We start from the raw sequence: 3,999 nt of genomic DNA on the forward strand, positions 1-3,999 counted from the left end.
GTGGGCGTCGGTTACAACATTCAGCTCGCCGTCGACGTTAAGCACAAGCTGATCGCCGAGCAGGCGGTGAGCAACCAGGTCCTCGACTTGGGGCTGCTCGCCCAGACCGCGACAGCGGCCATGCAGGCGCTCGGCGTCGAGCGGATCGAAGCGGTGGCCGACCGCGGCTATTTCAAGATCGAGGACATCGAGGCCTGCGAGGCGGCCGGGGTCACCGCTTATGTGCCCAAGCCAATCCGCGGCCCCGCGGTGCGCCAGGGCTTCTTCGGCAAGGACGTGTTTCGCTACGAGCCTGACCGGGATGTCTTTGTCTGCCCGGCCGGGGCAGCGCCCTCGCCGCGCTACCGGGGCAAGTCGCGCGACAATGTTAAGATCGACTACGCCAACCGCGATGCCTGCAAGGCGTGCTCACTGAGATCAAGCTGCACACAGTCATTCCGCCGCGTCTCGCGCTTTGAAAACGAGGCTGTTCTCGACCGCATGGCAGCACGGTTGGCCCTGCGACCGGCAATGCTTGATCAACGGCGAAACAGCGTCGAGCATCCCTTTGGCACCATCAAACAGTGGATGGGCAGGGCGCGTTCCTGATGCGCCGGCTGGAAAACGTTCGCGGCGAGGTCAGCTTAACGGCATTTGCCTACAACATCCGACGAGCTCACCCTGGTCAGGGTGCCGGGCCTGATCGCTGCAGCAAGGTCGTAAGCCGGCCTTTGGCGCCTGAATGGGACGGCAGGCCTCGAATATCGGACTTCCGGCGCCATCAAAGCGGTCAGAGGGCATGACCAGCCTTTATTCAGCCCGGTGAGCCGCTTGGACAAGGAACTGTGACCGTCCGGGCCGCTGCTCACGACTTTCCACACGGTCTGTAAAGTTTTTGCATCAGGCTAGAGTGACGCCTCCGGAAAAGGTTGCCTACTCCACGTACCGACCCTGACTGCGCCTATAATAGCTTTAACAGCCGAGAATGGGTTATCTTTTGAATGAACAATATTCTTGCAAGCCTCAAAATCTCCACCAAGATCTTGATTCTCCTGCTGGCGCTGGGCGCGGTGACGATTATCATTTCGCTCAGCACTTCGAGCAGCCTAACGCGCGCCGACGATGCCAATACCGCCATGGTCAGCGAAGCGAAGGCACCGGTATATATCGCCCGCTCGACGCGGAAGATCGAGGCGATGCAGCTGTCGGCCTATCGCGCCATGGCATATGATGGTGCCAGCGCCCAGGCCCGCGGTGCGTCAGTAAGCGAGCAAGAGGATTATGATACGGCCGTGGGGCTGCTCGCCAAGGCAGCGCAGGCGGCTCCGGCGCTGAAGGATCAGATAGACAATGTCCACAGGCAGTACGATGCGCTGCACACGATGCTGAAGCCGGCAGTCCTCCTCGGACTCGCTAACAAGGACGACCAGGCTATGGCTATCCTCACCAAAGCCGATCTTCTTGCGGCCACTGTGATCAAGCAAGCCGTGGCATTGAATGACGAAACCATTGCACGTGGCGACGCGAAAGCCGCCGCCCTGACGGTCAGTGCGAAATCGACCACCTTCTGGCTGCTGGCGCTTAGTCTGACCGGCGTCGTCATCAGCGTCGTCGGCGGCCTAGTCGTCTCTCGCATCGGCATCACTGGGCCGCTCGCCCGCCTAAAGGCGACGATGGAAGCGCTTGCCGGAGGCAACAATGCTGTCGCGGTCGACGGCACCGGTCGGCGTGATGAGGTCGGCGACATGGCCAAGGTCGTGCTGGTTTTCCGCGAAACGGCAGTCGCCAAGGCTTCGGCGGACGCTGAAAAAGTCGAGGCCGACAAGATTGTCCAGATGGTCGTCAAGACGCTTGGCACGAGCCTTTCGGATCTCAGCAACCGCGACCTCACGACCCACGTCGACGCGGAGTATCCAGGCCTCTACGCGGAGCTAAAGGACAACTACAACGAAGCGATCGGCAGTGTCCGGACAACCATCGAGCAGGTCAGCGAGAGCGCCCGGTCAATCAGCACCGGTGCCAACGAAATCGCGCAGGCGTCCGAGGATCTCGCCCGCCGTACCGAGAGCAACGCCGCCAGCCTCGAGGAGACCTCAGCCGCGCTGAGCCAGATGGAAAGCCGGTTGAAGGGGACGGCGACCGCGTCTCAGAGCACGGTCGCCCGCGCCGACCAGGCAATGGTGACGGTCGGCCGTGGACGCTCGACCGCGGACACCGCGATGCAAGCAATGGGCCGCGTGTCGGACAGCGCCAAGGGTATCGACGGCGTCATCGAGGGCCTCGATAAGATCGCCTTCCAGACCCGCGTGCTCGCGATGAACGCCGCTGTAGAGGCGGGCCGGGCCGGTGACGCGGGACGCGGCTTCGCGGTCGTTGCCGACCTCGTCTCAGCGCTCGCCATGCGGGCCGAGGAAGAGGCCAAGCGTGCCCGCGACCAGCTCAGCATCACCCAATTGGAAATCGTCACCGCGGTCGACGCAGTGGGCAGGGTCGATACCGCCCTCGCCGCCATCTCGAGCGACGTTGGCGAGGTCAACCACTTACTCGCCGGCATGGCCTTCGACAACCAAGCGCAATCAAGCACGATAACAGAGATCACGGCCGCCGTCTCGATGATGGACCAAGCCACCCAGCAAAACGCCGCTATGGTCGAGGAAACCTCGGCTGCTGCGCGCAACTTGACGCACGAAGTCGCTACACTCGCCCAGGCAGCTGCCCAGTTCAATGTTGAGGGTGGTGCGCGCAACCCGGCAATCGAAGTCGGCAGCCTCTCGGATCAAGCAAGTGGCTTGAAGGTGGTCCAAAACGGTAGCCGTCGCCCGATGCAGGCGGCGCGCAAACCGAATTACGCGAACCCGGCGTCTTATACCTCACCTATTAAGCCGCTCCCCGGTGCCGCCATTTTAGCAATCGTCCGGCCCGATAGCGAAGACTGGAACTCGTTTTAGCTTGAGTAGCAATGTCCGCGTTCAGAAAATAACGGTACGAACGCCAGCAAAGAAGTCGCACTCTTGAAGTTCTACCGCACCTCGATTGATGCAAAACTCACAGGTTTTCCACCACGCCTGGAACGGCGGATATTCGGCATTGCGGTGATACAGAAATCCGATGCGCCGCCGATCGCAGATGTCACGGCTTAGTTGATTGCGGTCTGGCAGCTTTCGGCAAACAGTTGCGGTATAGCAGGTATTACGAACAGCGCGTTTTTATCCATAAGCTTGCGGCCCCAGCCGATAGATCGCTCGGCAATTCGCGGCAAAGGGAACGCTACCTAGGTGTTTGATCCCGCGGTTTGATGGTGCGATCCTTTCGTTAGAATGGAAGGAAGCCATATGGGACAGGTACGTCACGGGAGCGCCACGACCACGCACGCCGTCAGAGCAGCAATACAGCGATCGCAAGCTTCGCTCTCGACGCTGAGCCGAGAGCTCGGGATCAACCCGAAGACGGTGGCGAAGTGGCGTAAGCAAGCGACGGTTGAGGATTTGAAGACCGGGCCGAAGGCCCCTCACTCCACGACCTTGACCGAAGCCGAGGAGGCAGCGGTCGTCGCATTCCGACGCCACACACTCCTGCCGCTCGACGATTGCCTCTATGCGTTGCAGCCGTCGATCCCGCATCTGACGCGGTCAGCCCTGCACCGCTGCCTGCAGCGGCACGGCATATCCCGTCTGCCAGATATCGAGGGCGACAAGCCTAAGCGACAGCGCTTCAAGCGCTACCCGATCGGCTTCTTTCACATGGATATCGCCGAGGTTCAGACTGCCGAAGGCAAGCTCTACCTGTTCGTCGGCATCGACCGCACCAGCAAGTTTGCGGTCACCCAGCTCGTCGACAAGGCTGACAGACGGACGGCTTGGGAGTTCCTCGAACTTCTGCTGAAAGCCGTGCCCTACCGCATTCACACGATCCTGACCGACAACGGCATCCAGTTCGCCGAGCAACCGCGCAACCGCAACACCACCTGGTCGCGTCAGATGCGCTTCGACATGATCTGCGAAGCCAATGACATTGAGCACC

3 protein-coding genes are annotated in these 3,999 nt (G+C 61.2%); all 3 read left to right on the forward strand.

The genetic code is table 11. The annotated features are described in order from the left end of the window. Positions 1-588, forward strand: a 588-nt coding sequence (locus tag RI03_RS03540) for a transposase (protein WP_202949356.1), incomplete at its 5' end; no start/stop codon positions are given. 392 nt (positions 589-980) lie between these two features. Beyond that, positions 981-2,927 (forward strand): methyl-accepting chemotaxis protein, encoded by a 1,947-nt coding sequence (locus RI03_RS03545; RefSeq protein ID WP_010215241.1) that lies wholly within the window; start codon positions 981-983, stop codon positions 2,925-2,927. 384 nt (positions 2,928-3,311) lie between these two features. After that, a partial coding sequence (locus RI03_RS03550; RefSeq protein WP_026046424.1) for a DDE-type integrase/transposase/recombinase occupies positions 3,312-3,999 on the forward strand: 688 nt, incomplete at its 3' end.

Source organism: Sphingomonas sp. PAMC 26621 (assembly GCF_000251145.1).
Classification (GTDB): Bacteria; Pseudomonadota; Alphaproteobacteria; order Sphingomonadales; family Sphingomonadaceae; genus Sphingomonas.

Excerpts from the sequence above, each read along its gene's own strand:
- RI03_RS03545 (WP_010215241.1), top strand. The coding sequence starts at position 981 with ATGAACAATATTCTTGCAAGCCTCAAAATCTCCACCAAGATCTTGATT.